15 protein-coding genes, 1 tRNA gene and 1 pseudogene are annotated in these 16,647 nt (G+C 70.5%); 5 read left to right on the top strand and 12 right to left on the bottom strand.

Annotation, left to right across the window (positions count from 1 at the left end; translation table 11 throughout):
- The first annotated feature begins 216 nt into the window (after positions 1-216).
- Entirely contained in the window at positions 217-1,401 is a 1,185-nt protein-coding gene (locus ABD932_RS17570; RefSeq protein WP_345013677.1) for a PP2C family protein-serine/threonine phosphatase, read from the top strand.
- A gap of 108 nt (positions 1,402-1,509) precedes the next feature.
- Positions 1,510-2,745 (top strand): PP2C family protein-serine/threonine phosphatase, encoded by a 1,236-nt coding sequence (locus ABD932_RS17565; protein ID WP_345013675.1) that lies wholly within the window; start codon positions 1,510-1,512, stop codon positions 2,743-2,745.
- Between the two features lie 99 nt (positions 2,746-2,844).
- Here ABD932_RS17565 and ABD932_RS17560 read toward each other — a convergent pair.
- Positions 2,845-2,918, bottom strand: a tRNA-Pro gene (locus ABD932_RS17560).
- 176 nt (positions 2,919-3,094) lie between these two features.
- On the opposite strand from ABD932_RS17560, the gene ABD932_RS17555 reads away from it, so the two are divergent.
- On the top strand, positions 3,095-4,036 hold the full coding sequence (locus ABD932_RS17555) for an alpha/beta hydrolase fold domain-containing protein (protein WP_345013673.1): 942 nt from the start codon (positions 3,095-3,097) through the stop codon (positions 4,034-4,036).
- Positions 4,037-4,093: 57 nt separating this feature from the next.
- On the opposite strand, the gene ABD932_RS17550 is transcribed toward ABD932_RS17555, so the two are convergent.
- The 9 genes and pseudogenes from ABD932_RS17550 to ABD932_RS17510 form a co-directional block, all read right to left on the bottom strand.
- Entirely contained in the window at positions 4,094-4,348 is a 255-nt protein-coding gene (locus ABD932_RS17550; RefSeq protein ID WP_345013671.1) for a hypothetical protein, read from the bottom strand.
- Positions 4,349-4,536: 188 nt separating this feature from the next.
- Positions 4,537-5,866: pseudogene (locus ABD932_RS17545) on the bottom strand (MFS transporter).
- A gap of 155 nt (positions 5,867-6,021) precedes the next feature.
- A complete protein-coding gene (locus tag ABD932_RS17540; RefSeq protein WP_345013669.1) occupies positions 6,022-6,972 on the bottom strand; it encodes a catechol 2,3-dioxygenase in 951 nt (316 codons plus the stop codon).
- Positions 6,969-8,051: a 4-oxalomesaconate tautomerase gene (locus tag ABD932_RS17535; RefSeq protein WP_425587486.1), complete on the bottom strand. Its 1,083-nt coding sequence runs from the start codon at positions 8,049-8,051 to the stop codon at positions 6,969-6,971. The genes ABD932_RS17540 and ABD932_RS17535 overlap by 4 nt, the downstream gene beginning before the upstream one ends.
- Positions 8,052-8,074: 23 nt before the next feature.
- A complete protein-coding gene (locus ABD932_RS17530; protein WP_345013665.1) occupies positions 8,075-8,785 on the bottom strand; it encodes a 4-carboxy-4-hydroxy-2-oxoadipate aldolase/oxaloacetate decarboxylase in 711 nt (236 codons plus the stop codon).
- On the bottom strand, positions 8,782-9,531 hold the full coding sequence (locus ABD932_RS17525) for a PIG-L deacetylase family protein (RefSeq protein WP_345013663.1): 750 nt from the start codon (positions 9,529-9,531) through the stop codon (positions 8,782-8,784). The genes ABD932_RS17530 and ABD932_RS17525 overlap by 4 nt, the downstream gene beginning before the upstream one ends.
- A 60-nt stretch (positions 9,532-9,591) precedes the next feature.
- The gene (locus tag ABD932_RS17520; RefSeq protein ID WP_345013661.1) at positions 9,592-10,242 is read right to left on the bottom strand and encodes a GntR family transcriptional regulator; all 651 of its coding nucleotides are present in this window, start codon (positions 10,240-10,242) and stop codon (positions 9,592-9,594) included.
- Positions 10,243-10,349: 107 nt separating this feature from the next.
- Positions 10,350-11,231 (bottom strand): hypothetical protein, encoded by an 882-nt coding sequence (locus ABD932_RS17515; RefSeq protein WP_345013659.1) that lies wholly within the window; start codon positions 11,229-11,231, stop codon positions 10,350-10,352.
- 116 nt (positions 11,232-11,347) lie between these two features.
- Positions 11,348-12,361 carry a LacI family DNA-binding transcriptional regulator gene (locus ABD932_RS17510; protein ID WP_345013657.1) on the bottom strand — a complete coding sequence of 338 codons (1,014 nt, stop codon included), beginning with the start codon at positions 12,359-12,361 and terminating at the stop codon, positions 11,348-11,350.
- Between the two features lie 111 nt (positions 12,362-12,472).
- On the opposite strand from ABD932_RS17510, the gene ABD932_RS17505 reads away from it, so the two are divergent.
- Entirely contained in the window at positions 12,473-13,636 is a 1,164-nt protein-coding gene (locus ABD932_RS17505; protein ID WP_345013655.1) for a Gfo/Idh/MocA family protein, read from the top strand.
- 9 nt (positions 13,637-13,645) lie between these two features.
- On the opposite strand, the gene ABD932_RS17500 is transcribed toward ABD932_RS17505, so the two are convergent.
- Both ABD932_RS17500 and ABD932_RS17495 read right to left on the bottom strand, forming a co-directional pair.
- A complete protein-coding gene (locus ABD932_RS17500; RefSeq protein WP_345013652.1) occupies positions 13,646-14,257 on the bottom strand; it encodes a TMEM175 family protein in 612 nt (203 codons plus the stop codon).
- Between the two features lie 66 nt (positions 14,258-14,323).
- Complete coding sequence (locus ABD932_RS17495) at positions 14,324-15,352, bottom strand: LacI family DNA-binding transcriptional regulator (RefSeq protein ID WP_250085070.1); 1,029 nt, start codon at positions 15,350-15,352, stop codon at positions 14,324-14,326.
- A 118-nt stretch (positions 15,353-15,470) separates the two neighbouring features.
- On the opposite strand from ABD932_RS17495, the gene ABD932_RS17490 reads away from it, so the two are divergent.
- Positions 15,471-16,637: a phytanoyl-CoA dioxygenase family protein gene (locus tag ABD932_RS17490; protein ID WP_345013648.1), complete on the top strand. Its 1,167-nt coding sequence runs from the start codon at positions 15,471-15,473 to the stop codon at positions 16,635-16,637.
- Positions 16,638-16,647 lie beyond the last annotated feature (10 nt).

Here is a 16,647-nt window from a genome sequence, read left to right as displayed (position 1 = left end):
GGAAAGATCATTGATTCTGCTTGCGGCGACGGGCGGCACTCCGCGTATCGGGCTCTGCTGGAAGAGCTGATCGTGAGAAGTTCGACGTCTCTTGGCGTTCATAGGTGATCAGTGATTTGGGTAATGGATGCTCCCGACCGTGAGGTGCCGCGGACACGGTAGAAGAGCTGTCTGTTGGTCCGGGCAAGGGGGCACGATGCGGTGTATCCAGGACATATGACCTCTTCACGACTCCGCAAAGATCACGGTTTGCCAGGGGAGCCACGTCATGCGCTGCTGGCGGTACCGATTGCGTTGATCGTGATTGTTACGGTGGTCGACATCCTGGCTCCGCCCAGCGTCCATCTTGGGCCCTTCCTGGTCGCCGCACCCGCCGTTACAGCGTCGTTCGCCGGACCCTGGACGACCGGATGCGTCGGCGCGCTCGCCGTCCTGGCGCAGGCAGTGGTCGCAGTCGTGCGCACCAGTCTCACTGATCTGAACCACACCGTGCAGCTCATCACTCTGATCTTGATCTCAGTGTTCGTGACCTTCTTTGCCTACCGACGAGAACGCCACGAAAAGGAACTGACCCAGCTGCGGTCGGTGGCGACGGCGGCACAAGAGGTGGTGCTCAAACCGCTTCCCCACAGGATCGGACCTCTGCGCATCGCCTCCGTCTACCTGGCCGCGGAAACCGAGGCGCAGATCGGCGGCGACCTGTATGCCGCCGCCCGCACGGCCCAAGGAACCCGGATCATCATCGGGGATGTCAGGGGCAAGGGCCTCGAAGCGATCGGGGATGCCGCCCTCCTTCTCGGGGCATTCCGGGGCGCAGCCCACCGGCAGGCCGACCTGTCCGCGCTGGTCACCTTCCTGGAGGGAACTGTCTCCTCGGACCTGGACGATCCCACGGCCCCCGAAGACGAGACCGAGGACCGCGGCGAGGCATTTATCACCGCTGCCGTGCTGGACGTCCCGGACGATGAGCCGGCCCTTCATCTGATCAACTGTGGGCACCCCCCACCCCTGCTGGTGCGCGGTGGCCAAGTCCGCCTGCTGGAAGTACACCACCCCGCACCGCCGCTGGGGCTCACCGAATTCGTGGAAACCGATCTCTCCGCGGAAACGTTCGCCTTTCAGCCCGGCGACATCGTCCTTCTCTACACGGACGGTGTCATCGAGGCCCGCGACCGGGACGGCACGTTCTACCCGCTCGCGGAACGGGTGGCCGACAAGTCCGGCAAACGTCCCGACGCTCTCCTGGCCCACCTGTGCAAGGACCTGTTGCACCACGCCGGCGGCTACCTGGATGACGATGCCGCCATGGTGGCGATCGAGCGCATGCCGGGGCCATCCCGACCCGCGGAGCCTCAAGGCAGGCTCCGAGAAGCTGACCGAGCTGCTCGGACGAGGTCGTGAGCAAGCTCGCCTGCGACCGGTGGTCGTCTCGGTGGGCGCACCTGGCGGATAGCTCGTAGGTTTGGAGATGAAAGCGGTCGCGCTCGTAGAGATCGGTAGGGCACGCGCGTGACGACAGCGGAGATCGATTTCGAGGAGCTGTTCGACGCCGCGCCGAACCCGTATCTGGTGCTGGACGCCGACCTGGTGGTCCGCTACGCCAACCGGGCCTACCTCCAGGTCACCGGCAGGACCCGCGAAGAACTGGCCGGGCAGTACATCCTGGCGGTGTTTCCGGACACTCCTGCCGCGCCGGCTGCGGCGCGTGACTTCGGCGCCTCACTTCAGCGCGTGCTGGACTCCCGCAAGCCCGATGTGGTGGCACCGAGGCGATTCGACATTCCCGTCGCCGACCGCTCGGGTGAACTTGAGGAGCGGTGGTGGTGCGGGATGGCCAGCCCCGTCCTGGGGCCGGACGGCACGGTGAAGTGGATCATCGCGCGGGCCGACGACGTCACCGAGTTCATGCACTCCCCCGTCATCCGTGACCTCACCCCGCCGCTGAGCACGCAGGCAACAGGGATCGCGGCTCTGGTCTATGCCCGGTCGCACGATCTGGAGCAACTGAACGAGCAGCTACGCCAGGCGCATGCCCGCGAACGTGAAATCGCCGTCACCTTGCAGGAGGTCATGCTCCGCTCGCCCGACCTGGACAGGCACCGGGACATCGCTGTGCGCTACCTGCCTGCCTTCGGATCACTCAACGTGTGCGGCGACTGGTACGACGTCGTCGATCTGCCGCCCGACCGCTGCTCGATCGCCGTCGGGGACGTCGTCGGCCACGGCCTTGAGGCCGCCGCCATCATGGGCATGCTGCGCAGTGCTCTGAGCGCAGCCATTCGGGCCGTTCCCAGCCCCGCACAGGCCCTGGAGGTACTGGGTCTGTATGCCAGGGCGGTCGACGGCGCGCTGGCCACCACCGTGGTCAAGGTGCTCATCGACCCGCGCAGCCGACTGATCATCTACAGCAACGCCGGTCACCCTCCGCCGGTCCTGCTTCGTCCAGACGGCAGTTGGCAGTTGCTGGACCAGGCCACCGACCCGCCGCTGGGCGCCCGTCCGGAACATGTCCCGCGCCCTCAGGCCGGACTGTCCTACACCCCGGGGGACACCCTCGTGCTCTACACCGACGGGCTCATCGAACGCCGCGACGAAGACATCGATACTGGTCTGGCCCGGCTGACCGATGCCCTGGCCCAGTACAGCACCCTCCCAGTGGAAGAACTCGCCGACGGCCTGCTGGCCCACCTGGGCGTCACCGGCGGCAGCCAGGACGACATCGCCCTCGTCGTCGTCCGCCTGTGACGTGAGAAATTGTGGGACGAGACCCAGGAAACGATCAAGGGCCTCGTCTCACGTGATGTGATCCAAGGCCCTGATCTGCGACTACGGAGAAGACTCCAGTCGGGACGACAGGATTTGAACCTGCGACCCCTTGACCCCCAGTCAAGTGCGCTACCAAGCTGCGCCACGTCCCGGTGCCTGTCGCGCGGCGAACCGCGTGATCATGCAGGTCAACCCTACCTCATGCGCCGCCCCGCACCCGACCGGGCCACCCCCTTGACCCATAGTTGTCGCCACCTATAATTGCCGAACTCAATAGAATCGACAGTCGGGCAGGCCCGGTCCCCGGGCCGTGACCGAACGGAGCCACATGTCCCTCCTGGCCCGGCCCGCGGTGGCCGCCTTCGTCGCCAAGGCCATGCAACGGGTGACCGTCATGGCGGACCGCCGCTCCGGCGGCCGGGGCTCCGCCGCTGCCTCGCACGCCCGGTTCCCCGAATACCCGCGCAGGACACGGGAGTTGACGATCCCGACGTCGATCGCCCCGGCGCGGGCCACCGTGTATCTGCCGTCGGACGACGAGCCCGCTCCCCCGGTGCACGTCAACTTCCACGGCGGCGGTTACGTCATGACGCTGACCGAACTCGACGACCCGCTGTGCCGGTTCCTCGCCGCCGAGGCGGGAGTGGTCGTGATCAACGTGGACTACGTCGTCGCCCCGCAGCATCCGTTCCCGGCGCCGCCCCGGCAGGCGTACGACATCGTCCGGTGGGTCGCGGAGCACGGCGCCGAAGAAGGCTGGGACGGCGACCGGCTCACCGTGGGCGGGCAGAGTGCGGGCGGCGGGCTCGCGGCGGCCGTGGCCCGGCAGGCACTGGAGGAGGGCGGGCCCTCGATCGCGCTCCAGGCGCTGCACTATCCGCCGCTCGACCTGGCGACCGGCGCCCGGGACAAGCGCGCCGCCATCGCCAAGCCGATGCTGCGGCCCTGGATGGCCGACGTCTTCGACACCTCGTACGTCCCTGACGTCCGCCGGCGTCTCGACCGGCTGGTGTCCCCCGCTCACCCCTCGGACACGGCGGACCTGAAGGGCATCGCCCCTGCCCTGCTGGTCACCGCCGAACACGACCTGCTCCGGGCCGAGGGCGAGCGCTATGCCGAGCGGCTCCGGGAGGCAGGTGCCCTGGTCGACCACCATGACGTGCGCGGCGCCGACCACGGGTACGACGGGCAGGACGACGAGAAGGCGCGCGAGGTGTACGCGATCATCGCCCGGCATCTGCGGGAGGCGACGGGCAGTCGACTGCCCTGAGAACCCGGACGCCCAACAGGCCGATCCGCCCCGCCGGTCGGTGACCGCGCAGCCCGATCACTGATCGTCCGGGCAGGTGGCACCCACACTCACCGATACCGGCGGGGCGGGCGGGTGCATGTCCGCCGAGGGACACAAAGGCCGATCCGTCGGACCCGGCGTCGTGGTGGTCCTGGCACCCCGGCCCGGGCTCCAGGACCTCCCCGCGGCGAATCCCGCCATCAGCAGGGCCACGACCACCACCACCCACCACGGCAGGTGGGCGGTGGCCATGTACCCGACGACGGCCACCAGCGCGAGAAATACCGTCACGTCACTGATCCCCCTTAACCGTTCCACTCCCCTGCCCCCGGCACACCGAGAGCCGCCCGCGTCACAGCAGGCATATGACGCAACAATACGCGAGACCGTCGTATAACCCAGTTCGGCTCATCAGTACATATGACGGACGCCAATCGGCGAGTGACACACGCCAGTCAGGGCGCGCCCGGTCGGTGCGCTCAGTGCGCGCCGATCAGTTCCTGCTCGCTGTCACTGCGGTCCGCCCGCTTCCCGCCGCGCAGCGCGGCGATGCCGATGAAGACCATGGACGACAGGCCGGCGAGGGCGAAGGCGGTGAAGCCCCAGTCGCCCTTGTTCGCGGCGAGCAACTGGCCGCCGAGCCACGGGCCGAAGACGGCGCCGAAGCGGCCCATGCCGGAGGTCCAGCCGACGGCGGTGGCGCGGTTCTCGGGGCGGGAGCGGATCGAGACCGTCGCGTAGATCATGGTCTGGGCGCTGTTCAGGAACACCCCGGCCAGGAACACCACCGTGAAGGTGAGCGCCAGCGACATGTGGACGCTGAGCAGGAAGACTCCGGCGGCGGTCAGCGCGAACCAGATCGCCGAGATCCGCGGGGCGCCGAACCGGTCGGAGGCTCGTCCGGCGACCAGCATGCCGACGATGCCGCCGAGGTTGAACAGGACCACGAAGGTCAGCGCCGAGCCGAGGTTGTAGCCCTCGCTGCGCATCAGCGTGGGGAGCCAGGTGGCGACGCCGTAGACGAGGAGCAGACCGTCGAAGGAGGCCAGCCAGTACAGGAGCGTCTGGGTCCACTCGCCGCCGCGGAAGAGGTTGGCCAGGGAGGTCCAGCGGTCTGCGGTCGCCTGCTTGTCGGCCGGGACGGCGGGCAGTTCGACGTCGTAGCGCCGGGCCAGCTCGCCGGCCTCCTCGCTGCGGCCCTTGGCGACCAGGAAGCTCAGCGACTCGGGCAGGAACCTGGCCAGCACCGGCACGAAGAGCAGCGGGAGCACGCAGAACCAGAACGCGGCCCGCCAGCCGAGGGGTTCGACGACCCACAGGGCGACGTACGCGGAGAGGATGCCGCCCGCGTGGTGGGCGGTCATCAGCATGCCGATGGTGAGGGCGCCGCGGCCACGCGGGGCGTAGTCGGAGACCATGCTGATCGCGGTGGGCAGCAGGCCGCCGAGGCCGATTCCGGCGACGGTGCGGCCGAGGCCGAACACCGCGACGCCGCCTGCCAGCGCGCAGAGCCCGGAGGCCAGCGAGAAGAGCGTGACGCAGGCGACCATCAGCTTCTTGCGGCCGATCCGGTCGGCGACCGTCCCCGCCGTCAGGGCGCCGAGCAGCATGCCGAAGGTGGCGTAACTGCCCAGGTCACCGGCCTGGTCGGGGGGTGAGGCCGAGGGCCTTCTGCTCCAGCATGTGGGGCAGGACCGAGCCGTAGACGAACATGTCCAGGCCGTCGAAGAGGACGGCCAGCCAGCACAGGCCGACGGCGAGGACGGCCAGTCTGCCGCCGCGAGCGGACGGGGAGGGGGAGGAGGACATCTTCGTTTTCCTCTCGTGCGTTTGTGCGCCAGACGCTAAGGAGCCGTCCCCGATTGCGTCAACAGTTTTGTCAACAATCTCAGCGACAATTCAGGGGGCCCGAGGTCAGTCCGGGAACGGCTCCGGGCGTCCGGAAAGTGACGGGGCGTGTCGGGTCAGGCGACCGGCGGTGTCCCGTGCGTGTGGAAGGACTCGATCGTCTTCAGGCCCCACGCCTGCCCCTTGGCCCGCTCGGCCTCGGTCCAGGTGATCAGCGGCCAGTCCGGGGCCAGCACGAGGCGCGTGAGCGGGTTGCACAGCTCGATGCGGTTGCCGCCGGGCTCGTAGACGTACAGGAAGAACGTCTGCTGGATGGCGTGCTTGTGCGGGCCCGTCTCGATGAACACGCCGCTGTCGACGGCGAGATCGGCGGCGCGCAGGATCTCCTCGCGGGTGTCGGTCGCGAAGGCGATGTGGTGCAGCCGGCCCGTGGAGCCGGTCCAGTCCGAGGTGTAGACGACGTCGTACGACTTGTCGGTGAAGGTCAGCCAGCGGGCCGCGATCTTCCCGGAGTTCAGCTGGATCTGCTCCGTCGGCCGGGCGCCCAGCACCCGCTCCTGGAACTCGGCGTTGGCGAGCACGTCGGCGGCGAGGAAGTTGACGTGGTCCAGGCGCCGCACTCCCACGCCCCGGTTGGGCTTGGCCTGCGGCTGGTTCTTCAGCGCCGGCCTCAGCTCGTCCGGTGCCCGGTAGTACTCGCTCTCCCAGTACAGGGCGTGCTCGTGCCCGTCGGGATCGGTGGTGAGGTACAGCTTGCCGATGCCGGGCTCGTCCTCGACCCACTTGCCGGAGCCGCCTGCGGCCTCGACGGCCTTGATACGGCGGTGCAGTGCCTCCTCGCTCGAGGTGCGCAGGGCGAGCCTGCCGAGGCCGGGCCGGTCGCGGGCGGTGAGGAGCAGGCTGTGGTGCTCGTAGTCGTCGAAGGTCCGCAGGTAGACGGTGTCGCCTTCCTGGCCGTTGACGGTGAGCCCTAGATAGTCGGTGAAGAAGGCGACGCTGGCGTCCAGGTCCGGGGTGAACAGCTGGGCGTGGCCGATGTGGGCGATGTCGCCGAGCGGCGGGGTCATCGGGGGCCTCCAGGGGAGTGTGCGGGGGTCGGGGCCGTCTCGGCGGGCCGGGGGAAGACAGTGCCGTCGAAGATCTTGCGGGCCGTGCGGACGACGGCGGTGCGGCGGGCGACGGGCAGGCCGTCGGGGTCGGTGGTGAGGCTGCTGTCGATGTCCAGGAATCCTGTGGGGTGTTCGAGGCGGATGCGGTCGCCCGCGGTGGGCAGTCGCGCGAGCGCCGCACCGACGCCGCCCTCGATGCGCAGTCCGGCGGCGACGCTCGCCGCGCCGAGCACGCCGATCGAGGTGTGGCAGCGGACCGGGATGAAGGTGCGGGTGGTGACCGCGCCGCCGTGCCGGGGCGGGGCGAGGAGGGTGAGCTTCGGGACCGTCGTGTCCGACACGTCGCCCAGGCCCATCAAGTGGCCTGCCTTCAGCCGGATCGCGCGGAGCCGGTCGGCGAGCGTCAGGTCCTCCTCCAGGTCCTTGGGGGTCTCGTAGCCGGTGACCTGCACGGAGGCCGCGGCCATCAGCACCGTCGGCATGCCGTTGTCCACGCAGGTCACCGGGATGCCGTCGATCATGTCCCGCGGGCTGCCCGTGGGCAGCAGTCTGCCCGCGCCGGCCGGGAACTCGATCACCACCGCAGCGGCCGTACCGGGCACGCCCGAGATCTCGGCGTCTCCCGTGTAGTCGACGCGGGCGCCCGGGGTCGGGAAGGTCGCGGTGGCGAGGTCGCCGGTGTTGACCATGCGGATGCGTACGGAGGTCCGCTCCTCCCCCGCCGGGACCAGGCCGCGTTCCACGGCGAACGGCCCTACGCCCGCGAGGATGTTCCCGCAGTTCTGACGGTCGCTCACTTCCGGTTTCCCGACGGCGACTTGAAGGAACAGGTAGTCGACATCGGCCGCCGGGTCCGACGAGGGCGAGACCACCGCGACCTTGCTGGTGAGCGGGTGTGCGCCGCCCAGTCCGTCGATCTGCCGTTCGTCGGGGCCGCCCATCACGCGCAGCAACAGCGCGTCGCGCAGGGCGGGTTCGGTGGGGAGGTCCTCGGCGAGGAAGTAGGCGCCCTTGGAGGTGCCGCCGCGCATCAGCATGCAGCGGAGCTCCGCGGGCCGGGTCACGACCCGGCCTCCTCGCGCACATACTCGTCGTAGGACTTGTAGGTCACGCCGAGCCGCACCAGTGTCTCCCGCAACCCATAGCGGTCCAGGCCGAGTTGGCCGTCGAGGAACGCGGCGCGGGTGGCGGCCTCCTTGGCCTCGCGGGCCTCGGACCTCGCGACCGTCTCGCGGGCGCGCTCACGGGGGACGACCACGACGCCGTCGTCGTCGGCGAGGATCACGTCGCCGGGGCGGATCGCCTGGCCGTCGATGGCGATCGGCACGTTGACCGAGCCGCCGGTGGCCTTGACGGTGCCTTGCGCGGAGACCGCGCGGGACCAGGCGGCGAAGCCCGTCTCCCGCAGCTCCTGGGTGTCGCGGATGCCCGTGTTGAGGACGACTCCACGCACCCCGCGCTGCTTCAGGGCGGTCGCGAACAGCTCGCCGAACAGGCCGTCCGTGCACGGCGAGGTGGTGGTGACGACCAGGAGGTCGCCCTCGCCGCACTGCTCCACGGCGGCGTGGATCATGAGGTTGTCGCCGGGCCAGCCGAGCACGGTCACGGCCGTGCCCGCGACTCGTACGCCCTGCTGGATCGGGCGGATCCCCGGGCCCAGCAGGCCGGTTCGGCCCATCGCCTCGCTCACCGTCGCCACGCCGAAGCCGGCCAGCGCGTCGACGTCCTTCAGCTCCGCCTTCGGCGGGTCGGTGACGATCACGCCGCTCATGCCAGCTCCTTCGCGATCTGCGGGAAGGGGCGCATGTACGCCTCGGCCATGGTCCGGTGGGCCAGGCCCAGGTTGGGTCCGGCGTTGCGCTTGAGCTGGACGCCGCGGCGTACGGCGAGGTCGGTGTAGTAGTCCCACAGGTGCTGCTGGGCGCCGAGGCACTCCATGGCCTTGCGCTTGGTGTCCCACACCTCGGTGATGTCGAGCAGGACCTCGGGCCTGAAGCCGCTCATCTCGGGCTGGTGCGGCTCGAAGTAGAAGACGGGCGGGGCGCCGATGATGTCGCCGTCGCCGGGGTAGCCGATGGCCTGAGCGAGGATCCGGGCCTGCAGGGCCATGCGGTTGGCGGCGGGGTGGTCGCCGTTGTACGGGTCCTCGGTGGGGTGGGTGAGGACGACGTCGGGCTGGGTCTCGCGGTAGACGGCGACGAGTTGGTCGGTCAGCTCGGCCGTGGCGGTCAGCGGGTAGTCGCCGGCGTCGAAGAAGCGGACCTCGGCGCCGAGGGTGGCGGCGGCTCGCTCCGCCTCGTCGCGCCGTATCTCCTTGATCTCCGCCAGTTCCCGGCCCTCGCGCCATGCCTTGGCGGACTCGCCGCGCTCGCCGAAGGTCAGGCACGCGATGGTGACCCGCTCGCCCCGGGCGGCGGCCAGGGCGACGGCCCCGCCCGCCCGCCACACGAAGTCCCCGGCGTGTGCGGTGATGACGAGGGTGGAGCGTGGGGTGGCGGGCGCGTTGGCCTGAGTCATTGCTGCTCTCTCCTTGTTGGACAGGTGGACGCCCGCCTCCCCGCGTCCGGCGCTTCTGCGTCAGTCGCGCAACGCCTCGATCACGCTGGTGAGATGGGCGCGGACGGCCTCCTCGGCCGCCTGCGGGTCCCTGGCCCTGATCGCCTCGATCATCGCCAGATGCTCGTTCAGGGAGTGCTGCGGACGTCCCGGCCTCAGCGCCAACTGGAAGCGGTGGCGCACCAGTTGACCATTGAGCCGCTCCAGGAGTTCCACGGCGGTCCGCTGACCGGAGAACTCCTGGATCCTGGCGTGCAGTTCCTGGTTGAGCTCGGAGTACGTCATCGGCTCGCCGTCGGCCACGGCCTTGGTCATGGCCGTGCCCAGGTCGGCGAGTCGGGCCAGCTGCTCGTCACTGGCCGTGACGGCGGCTTTGGCCGCGCAGAGCCCCTCCAGGGCCATACGGCACTCGGTGATGGCGACCGCTTCCTCCACGCTCACCACCCGCACCCGCGAACCGCGGTTGCGGATCCGCTCGACCAGGCCCTGGGCCTCCAGGTCGATGAGTGCCGCGCGGATGCTGGCCCGTGTCACACCGAACTGCTCGGCGAGTTCGTTCTCCACCAGCCGTTGTGCCGGTGCCATCTCGCCGTGCAGGATCGCCTGCCGCAGCTGCGCGAGCGCGTGCTGCTTGGCCTGCTCTCCGGTGCTCGGACGGGCTTCGTTCGGCATGTGCCCTCCCTGAGTGAGTGCCTGTCGAACGTAAATCTAGCCAAACATAATTGTCAACAATTTTGTCGGCTGAATCTCCGGCGCCAGGGCCCCGCGACTGTCCGGCGTCAGCCGATCCTCAGCTGGTCCGTGCCGTGCCCGATGTGCGCGACCACGAGCCCGGTTCCGGAGACCTCCGCGTACTCGGCGGTGTGGTGGCGCAGGACCTGGCCGGCCTGCGCGCCCCGCCGGGCCTCGACCGTCCAGCGCAGCTCGTGGAAGAAGAACCAGTCGTCGAAGTGCTGGGCGACGACGTCGATCTCACGGACGGTGTGGTGGGCGTAGAAGTCCTCGAGGTACGAGCGCAGGTCGTCCTTGGTGTGCAGTTCCACCAGGGTGCCGGTGTGCGCCACATAGTCCCGGACACCGGTCTGGATCTCGGGGTGCGCCAGCTCGACGATCGTGTCGACGTCCCCGGCGCGGTACGCGTCGAGAAGCCTCCCGTGCAGCCCCGCCACCGCGAACCGGCTCGCCAGCACCCCGTCGGCCGCATCGCCCGGCATGACGCTCTGCTGGGTCCGGCCCCAGAAGAGCTCCCCGGTGATGCCGTCGGAGCCCATGGTCGGGAACAGCACGATGACCGGGCGCTCGGTCTCCTCTCCGGTCGTCTTCAGCCGACCGCGCCCCACACCGCTGACGAAGCTGTACCAGGAGGCGTGCAGTTCGGCGACGGGGCGGATGGCCACCACCGCGGAGAAGCGGTGCATGTTGCGGTAGGTGGCGGCGATCTCGTCGTACGTCGTGACGATGCGCTGCGTGGGGAGTTCCCTGCCCTCCTCCACGCTGGGGCTGATGGTGTACGCGTACGGCCCGCTGGGAGCCAGCGTCGCCAGGATGTCGTCGACGACGTCGACGTACTCGGCCTCCACATGCCGCCATGTCGTCGCCGCGGTGCTCACCCGCAGGTCCGAGGTGCTGAGCAACACCTCGGTCTTCGCCCGGTCCTTCACGGTCGTCTCTCCTCGCCCGATGTCCCGTAGGGCGGCCGCCCCACCGGGGCTCATCGAAGCGAACGAGCCCGACCTCTCCCGGACAGCCCGCTGACAGCAACCGGACGTGGCGTACGTCACATGGGTTCGGTGGCCGCGGGAGCCGCCGTCGTTCCGCGGACCTCCAGCGCGGGGACCGCGAGATGGACCTGGCCCGCTCCCCCGGCGCCCTCGAACCGGTCGAGCAGACAGCGGGCCGCCCGGCGGCCGACCTCGTGGCTGGTGTTGTCGACCGTGGTGAGCCACACGTGGCGCAGGCGGGCGATGCTCGTGTTGTCGTAGCCGACGACGGACAGGTCGCGTGGGACGCGCAGTCCCAGTTCCTCGGCCGCGGACAGCGCGCCGATGGCGGCGATGTCGTTGACGGCGAAGACGGCCGTGGGCCGCTCGGGGCGGCTGAGCAGCCGGACGGTGGTGCGGTAACCGCCCTCCTCGGTCATGTCGCTGGGCTCGACGACCGCCTCGTCCGCGAGGCCGTGTTCCCGCAACGTCGCCTCGAAGCTGCGGCGGCGCAGCTCGCCCACCGCCCCGTACCCCGCGATGTGCGCGATACGCCGGTGTCCGAGGCCGATGAGGTGCTCGGCGACCAGGCGGGCGCCCCGCTCGTCGTCGCCCGCCACGACGTCGACGCCGGGCGGCACCGGCTCGCGGGCGGCGGCCACCACGACCGGCATCTGTTCGACCACCGTGCCGAGCGCGGCCGGGTCGGGCAGCGTGCCGACCACGACCAGGCCGTCGACCCGCAGGTCCAGCAGCGGGCCCGCGGGATCCTGGCCACTGCGGCGGTTGAGGCGGGCGTCGGCGAGCAGCATGTGCAGGCCGTTGTCGTGCAGCAGCGAGTTGAGGCCGTCGAGCATGTCGACGAACCAGGGGTTGCGCAGGTCGTTCAGGAGGACGCCGACCGTGCGGGTGCGCCGCTCGCTGAGGCTGCGCGCGGCGGTGTTGGGCCGGTAGCCGAGCTCGCGCACGGCCCGCAGGACGGCGTCGCGCTTCTCCGGGCGCACCTGGTCGGAGCCGCGCAGTACCAGCGAGACCAGCGACTTGGAGACGCCGGCCCGGTCGGCCACGTCGCGGATCGTCGGCGGTCTCATGGGATGGACCGTTCCACGGCTGCGTGCGCCTTGTCAAAAGGTTGACATCGAGCGGATATGGCCCCCAGTGTGGCCTGGACAGAAAATGGACCGGTCCAAAGAGGGGCTGTCATGGTGGATTCGCTCGGTGTCGCCGTCGTCGGGTTCGGCTGGATGGGCCGGGTGCACAGTCAGGCGTACGCGCGCCTCCCGCACCACTACCCGCGACTGGCGGTGCGGCCCCGGCTCGTGACCGTCGCCGAGGAGGTGCCGGGCCGGGCCGAGGAAGCCGCCGCGCAGTTCGGGTTCGACGCCACGACCCGGGACTGGCGTGCGGTCGCCGCTGACCCGCGCGTTCAGGCCGTCTCCATTACCGCCCCGAACTTCCTGCACCGCAAGATCGGCGTCGCGATGGCCGAGGCCGGCAAGCACATCTGGATCGAGAAGCCGGTGGGCCTGACGGTCGCCGACGCGCAGGCGGTCGCCGACGCCGTCGCCAAGGCCGGCGTGCAGGGCGCGGTCGGCTTCAACTACCGCAACGCGCCCGCCGTCGAGGCCGCCCGCGAACTCATCGCCTCCGGCGAGATCGGCACCGTCACCCACGTGCGCGTCCGCCTCTTCAGCGACTACGCCGCCCACCCCGACGGCGCCCTGACCTGGCGGTACGAGAAGGAGCGCGGCGGCAGCGGCGTGCTGGGCGACCTCGCCTCGCACGGCGCCGACCTGGCCCGGTACCTGCTCGGTGACATCGCCTCCCTGACCGCCGACACCGCCGTCTTCATCCCCGAGCGCGCCCGCCCCACCGGCGCCACCGCCGGCCACACCCTGGCCACCGGCGGCGAGCTCGGCCCGGTCGAGAACGAGGACTACGTCAACTGCCTGCTGCGCTTCGCCTCGGGCGCCCGCGGCGTCCTGGAGGCCTGCCGGGTCTCGGTCGGCGAGCAGAACAACTACGGCTTCGAGGTGCACGGCACCAAGGGCGCGGTCTTCTGGGACTTCCGCCGGATGAACGAGCTCGGCGTCAGCCGCGGCACCAGCTACCAGGACCAGCCCGTCAGCACGGTCTACGTCGGCCCGGGCGACGGCGAGTTCGGCGCCTTCCAGCCGGGCGCGGCGAACGCCATGGGCTACGACGACCTCAAGGTCATCGAGGCGTACCGCTTCCTGCGCTCCATCGCCGAGGGCGTCCCGCACGGGGCCACCCTCCAGGACGCCGTGCACAGCGCCGCCGTACTGGACGCGATGGTGCGGTCGGCTCGGAGCGGCGCATGGGTGGACGTGGCTCCGGAGGCATGACGGCCGGCGTCAGCGCGCCCTGTCGGCCCGCAGCCCCAGGACCACCTTGACCGGGGCCATGGCGAGCCAGAGCCACATGGCCGCGGCGCCGACGGCCAGCGCGAGCGGGACGCTGAGCAGGAACACCACCACCGTCACCGCGAGGTCGGCCGCGAAGAGCCGGAAGCCCTCCGGTGGCGCCGCCTCGCCGCGCAGCCAGGGGCGCCGGGCCAGGAGGAGGATCAGCGCGAGGTGGGCGGCGCCGAGCGCGGCGACCGCTCCCGCGTAGATGGCGACCGAGACGGGCTCCCTGCCGTACTCGGCAATGAGCTTGGTGGGGAAGGGCACCAGGGCCGCGACACTCAGGCTCACGATGGACAGCGTGATCACCTGCCCGTCGATCTGCCGGACGAAGCCGAAGATCCGCCGGTGTTCGCGCCAGAAGACGCCGAGCACCAGCACGCTGAGCGCGTAGGCACCGAAATTCGGGATCAGTTCGTGCAGGGCGGCGTGATACTGCGCCGAGTCGAGTCCCCGTGGCACATAGAAGTCCAGGACGAGCAGCGTGATGGCGATGGCGAACACGCCGTCGGCGAGCGCCACCAACCGCTCGGGCCCGCCGTCCGGATTCGATTTCCACATGCGCACGACGGTAGGGAGCCGGGGCCCGCCGAGCGGGCGTACACGCCAGGCACGCACCCACGATCGTCACCCGATGGGCGTGGGCATGTTGTACGGCGTCACCACCTGGATCGCCGACGGCAGCGTGGGCCCCGCGGGCGGCAGCGCGCCGTGGGCGCGCATGACGATGTGGCAGGCCTCGCGCATGTCCTGGCGCAGGTCGTGATGGAGGACCAGGGACAGACGGTGCTCGCGCAGCAGGCGGGTGTTGTCGTGGTCGAGGTCGTGCGCGACGAACACCGCGCACTCGCGGCCCAGGTCCTCGAAGGCCCGCAGTGTCGCGATGTTGCCGCCGCCGATCGAGTAGACCGCGCGGATCTCCGGATCACGCTCCAGGGCGGCCCGCACGAGGTCGTACTGGGTGGCGTCCAGGCCCTGTCCCTCGGCCAGTTCGACCAGCGTGCGCTGGGGGTGCCGGGCGCGCATGGCGCTGCGGAAGCCCATCTCGCGCTCCTCCTCGTTGCGGAAGAAGCCGCTGCTGAGGCTGGTGAGGACATGGCCGGGGCGGTCGCCGAGCCACTGGCCCATGAGGTACGCGGCGGTCGCCCCGGCGGCCCGGTTGTCGATGCCGACGTAGGCGAGGCGCGGCGTGGACGGCAGGTCGGTCACCAGGGTGACCACCGGTATCCCCGCCTCCGCCAGCCGCACGACGGCTGCCGTGACCTCGGGGACGTCCGGCGCCTTGAGGATCACGCCCTGCGAACCGCGCCGGGCGATGCGGTCCAGCGTCCTCGTCAGCTCCTCGACCGGGCCCGTCTCCCGGAAGTGGAACCGCGAACGCACCACGGCCGGGTGCAGGCCCGGCAGCTCGGCCTCCAGGGCGGCCCGGACGGCGGTGGAGAACCGGTCCGGCGTCTGCATCACGATGTCGATCATGAACGTACGGCCCACCAGCCGGACCTGGGTCCGCTGCCGGTCCAGGTCGGCGATGGCCTGCCGGACCTCCCGCGCGGTGCTCTCCCGCACCCCTCCCCTGCCGTTCAGGACCCGGTCGACGGTGGCCTCGCTGAGGCCTGCCTGACGTGCGATCTCCCGGATCGGGAAGGGGTGACCCATGTGGCTGCTCCCGGGGTTGGTCCTGAGGGGTTTTTGATGGCCCCCTGCCGGTTGTTCGAGGGGATTGTCATGACAAGAATGACAGCGCTGAGTCGCCGCTGTCACCGAGAGGACGCCGATGTCCTACACGTCCCTTCAACGCCGTCCGTGGCTGTCCGAGCAGGACTGCGACCTCGCCGCCTTCCGTGACCTCGTCGAGCGCACCACCGACCTCGCCGACCACCCGTACGCCTCCGCCGTGGAGCAGGGCGTACTGGTCTACGACAGCGACCGCCTGCGCGCGGCCGGGGACCCACGTGCGGTGCGCGCCGAACTGGTCCGCGCCCTCACCGACGGTCCCGGCATCGTGGTCTTCCAGGGCGCCTTCCCGGACCCGGTGATCGTCGACCGGCTCAGCGCCGTGTTCGACGCGCTGATCGCCGAGCAGCGCGCCTCGGGCGCGAACGCCGGGGACCACTTCGCCAAGCCGGGCGCCAACGACCGGGTCTGGAACGCGCTGGAGAAGGCCGCCCTCTACGACCCGGAGGCGTTCGCCGACTACTACGCCAACGACATCCTGGCGCTCGTCTCGGCCGCCTGGCTCGGCCCCGGCTACCAGGTGACCTCGCAGGTCAACGTGGTCAACCCCGGCGGCGCCGCCCAGACCGTGCACCGCGACTACCACCTGGGCTTCCTCACCAACGAGGTCGCGGCCGCCTACCCGGCCCACGTCCACCTCCTCTCCCCCGTGCTCACCCTCCAGGGCGCCGTCGCGCACTGCGACATGCCGGTGGAGTCCGGGCCGACGATGTACCTGCCGTACTCGCAGACGTACGAGCCCGGCTACCTGGCCTGGCGGCTGCCCGAGTTCCAGGCGTACTTCGAGGCGCACCACGTCCAGCTCCCGCTCGCCAAGGGCGACGCGGCCTTCTTCAACCCGGCGCTGTTCCACGCGGCCGGCACCAACCGGTCGGCGGACATCCGGCGCATGGCGAACCTGCTCCAGGTGTCCTCCGCGTTCGGGCGGGCGATGGAGACGGTGGACCGCGAGGCGGTCGCGAACGCCGTCTATCCCGTGCTGCTGCGGCGGCAGGCCGAGGGCGCGGACGAGGCATGGTCGGCGAACGTGATCGCCGCGAGCGCCGAGGGGTACCCCTTCCCCACGAACCTCGACAGCGATCCGCCGGTGGACGGGCTGGCCCCGCCCGCACAGGCGGACGTCGTGCGGCGGGCGCTGCGCGAGGAATGGACTCCCGAGGCTCTGCGGGACGAGCTGCGGGCCGGCGCCGAGCGGCGCCTGAGCTGAAAGGACCCGG

This window comes from Streptomyces shaanxiensis (assembly GCF_039537145.1).
GTDB lineage: Bacteria > Actinomycetota > Actinomycetes > Streptomycetales > Streptomycetaceae > Streptomyces > Streptomyces shaanxiensis.
This window is presented reverse-complemented; position numbering and strand designations above follow the sequence as displayed.

Coding starts and splice junctions, on each gene's coding strand:
- ABD932_RS17500 (WP_345013652.1), bottom strand. CDS start 14,257: ATGTGGAAATCGAATCCGGACGGCGGGCCCGAGCGGTTGGTGGCGCTC.
- ABD932_RS17520 (WP_345013661.1), bottom strand. CDS start 10,242: ATGCCGAACGAAGCCCGTCCGAGCACCGGAGAGCAGGCCAAGCAGCAC.
- ABD932_RS17510 (WP_345013657.1), bottom strand. CDS start 12,361: ATGAGACCGCCGACGATCCGCGACGTGGCCGACCGGGCCGGCGTCTCC.
- ABD932_RS17490 (WP_345013648.1), top strand. CDS start 15,471: ATGTCCTACACGTCCCTTCAACGCCGTCCGTGGCTGTCCGAGCAGGAC.
- ABD932_RS17570 (WP_345013677.1), top strand. CDS start 217: ATGACCTCTTCACGACTCCGCAAAGATCACGGTTTGCCAGGGGAGCCA.
- ABD932_RS17555 (WP_345013673.1), top strand. CDS start 3,095: ATGTCCCTCCTGGCCCGGCCCGCGGTGGCCGCCTTCGTCGCCAAGGCC.
- ABD932_RS17540 (WP_345013669.1), bottom strand. CDS start 6,972: ATGACCCCGCCGCTCGGCGACATCGCCCACATCGGCCACGCCCAGCTG.
- ABD932_RS17505 (WP_345013655.1), top strand. CDS start 12,473: ATGGTGGATTCGCTCGGTGTCGCCGTCGTCGGGTTCGGCTGGATGGGC.
- ABD932_RS17535 (WP_425587486.1), bottom strand. CDS start 8,051: ATGCTGATGCGCGGCGGCACCTCCAAGGGCGCCTACTTCCTCGCCGAG.
- ABD932_RS17525 (WP_345013663.1), bottom strand. CDS start 9,531: ATGACTCAGGCCAACGCGCCCGCCACCCCACGCTCCACCCTCGTCATC.
- ABD932_RS17530 (WP_345013665.1), bottom strand. CDS start 8,785: ATGAGCGGCGTGATCGTCACCGACCCGCCGAAGGCGGAGCTGAAGGAC.
- ABD932_RS17495 (WP_250085070.1), bottom strand. CDS start 15,352: ATGGGTCACCCCTTCCCGATCCGGGAGATCGCACGTCAGGCAGGCCTC.